General features: G+C 63.0%; 1 protein-coding gene. It reads right to left on the bottom strand.

The genetic code is table 11. The annotated features are described in order from the left end of the window. On the bottom strand, positions 1-3,343 hold a 3,343-nt coding region (locus V6M52_RS19920; protein WP_332702826.1), incomplete at both ends, for a response regulator.

Genomic DNA, 3,343 nt, shown 5'->3' with positions numbered 1-3,343 from the left:
CGAGAGCAGTTGGTCGGTGTCCACCGGCTTGCTCACGTAGTCGGAGGCACCCGCCTCGATGCACTTCTCGCGATCGCCCTTCATCGCCTTGGCGGTGAGCGCGATCATGGGCAGCGCCTCGAACTTCTTGATCTTGCGGATCTGGCGCATGGTCTCGATGCCGTCCATCTCCGGCATCATGATGTCCATCAGCACTATGTCCGTGTCGGCGCTCTTCTTCAGCAACTCGATCGCCGTCCGGCCATTTTCCGCCGAGGCCACCTCCATCTTGTTGCGCTCCAGCACGCTGGTCAGGGCAAAGATGTTGCGCACGTCGTCGTCCACCACCAGGACCTTCTTGCCGGCCAGGCTGTCGGCGCTCTGGTAGAGCTTTTCCAGCATCTTGCGCCGGTCCTCCGGTAGCCTGGAGACGATGCGATGGAGGAATAGTGCGGTTTCGTCGAGCAGCCGCTCAGGCGAATGCACATCCTTGACGATCCCCTTGCCGGCCAGCGCCTTGAGCCAGTCCTGCTCTTCCTTGGACAGTTCGTTCAGGCCGTAAACGATGATCGGCACGTCCCGCGTCAGCTCGTTCCCTTGGACCGACTCCAGCAGTTTGGCCCCGGACATGTCGCCCAGGTTGAGATCCAGCACCATGCAGTCGTAGCGCTTCTTCTTCAGCGCAGCCAGGGCTTCCTTGCCGGTCGCCACCGCCTTGACCCGCACGTCGCCGTTGCCGATCAGCCCGATGATGGTGTTCCGATGGGCCTCGTCGGCGTCGGCAACCAGCAGCTCCTTCACCTCCAGCTCGGCGAACTTCTTCACTTCGGCCAATGCCTTATGGATCGCATCGGCCGTCACCGGCTTGACCAGGTACTCGAAGGCGCCATAGCGCAGCCCGCGTAACCTATTGTCTTCGGCCGAGATGATTTCCACCGGTATGTGCCGAGTGACCGGGTTACGCTTCAGGCGTTCCAGCACCACCCAACCATCGATATCGGGCAGCTCGAGGTCGAGCGTGATGGCGGTCGGCTTGAACCGCTCGGCCAACTCGAGCGCCGCCGTACCCTGTGTGGCGACTATGCCCTTGAAGCCCTTCTGCCGCGCCGTATCGAGCAGGATGCGGGCAAACTTGAGGTCGTCCTCGACGATCAGCAGGGTGTGATCGCCAGGGCTGATAGCCATCCGGTCATCGGCCACCTCGGCGGCCGGCAGTGGCTCTCGCGCCGGCCACTCGGTGGAAGTCTGGGCAACCTGCGCCTCCCCGTCCCCGCGGTTCGAGCGAGCCGCCTCGGCGGGCGCCGCCGCCAAGTCGAAGCGCCCGCGCTCGCCGCTGCTTTCGCCCGCCGGGCTGCCCCGTCCACCCTGCCCTGCCGCGGCCGGGCGTAGTGGCATGAACAGGACGAAGGTGCTGCCGTTGCCGGCCTCGCTGTGCGTGAGCCGTAGTTCACCGCCGAGCAGCCGCGCTATCTCGCGGCTGATGGACAAGCCCAGGCCGGTGCCGCCGTACTTCCGGGCGGTGCCGGTATCGGCCTGCTGGAACGCCTCGAAAATAATTTTTTGCTTCTCGGCCGGCACGCCGATGCCGGTATCGGTCACGGCGAAGGCGATCACCGACTCGGTGAGGTTCAAATCCGGGTGGTCCACACTCCAGCCGGAGGACACCCGCTCGATGCGCACCGCCACCCGGCCCTTGTCGGTGAACTTGAAGGCATTCGAGAGCAGGTTCTTCAACACCTGCAGCAGGCGCTTCTCGTCGGTGTACAGCGTGTCGGGCAAACCCGCCGCCACCTCGACCGCGAAGCCGAGCCCGCGGCTGTCTGCCACATGGCGGAAGGTGCGTTCGAGCTGTTCGCTCAGACGGCCGAACGACACCTGGGCGAGGTCCAGCGCGACCGTGCCCGATTCGATCTTGGACAGATCCAGAATTTCGTTGATCAGCTCGAGCAGATCCTTGCCCGAGCCCTGAATCGTCTTGGCATACTCGACCTGCTTCTGGTTGAGGTTGCTTTCCGCGTTCTCGGCCAGTTGCTGGGCGAGGATCAACAGGCTGTTAAGTGGTGTGCGCAATTCGTGCGACATATTGGAGAGGAATTCCGACTTGTACTTGGAGGTCAGGCTAAGCTGCTCGGCCTTGTCCTCCAGCGCCATCTTCGCCGTCTCCACCTCGCGGTTCTTGCGTTCCACCTCGATCTTCTGCTCCTCGAGCAGGCGCGCCTTCTCCTCCAGCTCCTCATTGGTCTGGCGCAGCTCCTCCTGCCCGCTCTGCAGTTCCTGCGCCAGCGATTGCGACTGCTTGAGCAGTTCTTCGGTACGCATATTGGCTTCGATCGTGTTGAGCACGATACCAATCGATTCAGCAAGCTGATCAAGGAAGGTTTGATGAATGATGCTGTAGCGCGTGAACGAAGCCATTTCGACGACGGCCTTGACCTTGTTCTCGAACAGGATCGGCAACACGATGATGTTCAGCGGGGCGGCGGCACCCAGTCCGGATGAAATCGCGACGTAATCTGCGGGTACATCGGTCAGCAGGATGCGCCGCTTCTCGTAAGCGCATTGCCCGACCAGGCCCTCGCCGAGCCGCCACTCATCGTTCACATTGATGTTGCCCTTGTACGCATAAGCGGACAGTAGCTTGAGTTTCGCAGGATCGGGCGGGCTCTCGTTCATCATGTAGAACACACCGTGCTGGGCGTTGATCAGCGGAGCCAGTTCAGACAGCACCATCTTGGAGACTGCCGCCAGATCGCGCTGGCCCTGCAGCAGACGGTTGAATTTCGCCAGATTGCTCTTGAGCCAATCCTGCTCCGCGTTTTGCCGCGTGGTTTCCCGCAGGTTGCGGATCATCTCGTTGACGTTGTCCTTCAGCTCCGCCACTTCACCCTTTGCTTCCACCTCCACGTAACGCGTCAGATCGCCCTTGGTCACGGCAGTCGCCACATCGGCGATTGCGCGCACCTGATTGGTCAGGTTGGCCGCCAGACCGTTCACGTTGTCGGTCAGATCGCGCCAGGTGCCGGCAGCACCCGGCACGTTGGCCTGGCCCCCCAGCTTGCCCTCGACGCCCACTTCACGCGCCACCGAGGTCACCTGATCGGAGAACAGCGCCAGCGTATCGGTCATACCGTTGATGGTGTCGGCCAGTTCGGCGATCTCGCCCTTGGCCTCCACCGTCAGCTTCTGCTGCAGGTCGCCGGTGGCGACCGCGGTCACCACCTTGGCGATGCCGCGCACCTGCGTGGTCAGGTTGGTGGCCATCGAGTTGACGTTGTCGGTCAGGTCCTTCCAGGTGCCGGCGACGCCGGGCACCACGGCCTGGCCGCCGAGCTTGCCTTCGGTGCCGACTTCGCGGGCCACGCGG

It is taken from the genome of Devosia sp., assembly GCF_036676215.1.
Classification (GTDB): domain Bacteria; phylum Pseudomonadota; class Alphaproteobacteria; order Rhizobiales; family Devosiaceae; genus Devosia.
The sequence above is the reverse complement of the archived record's forward strand: the minus strand, read 5'-3'. Positions and strand labels throughout refer to the sequence as shown.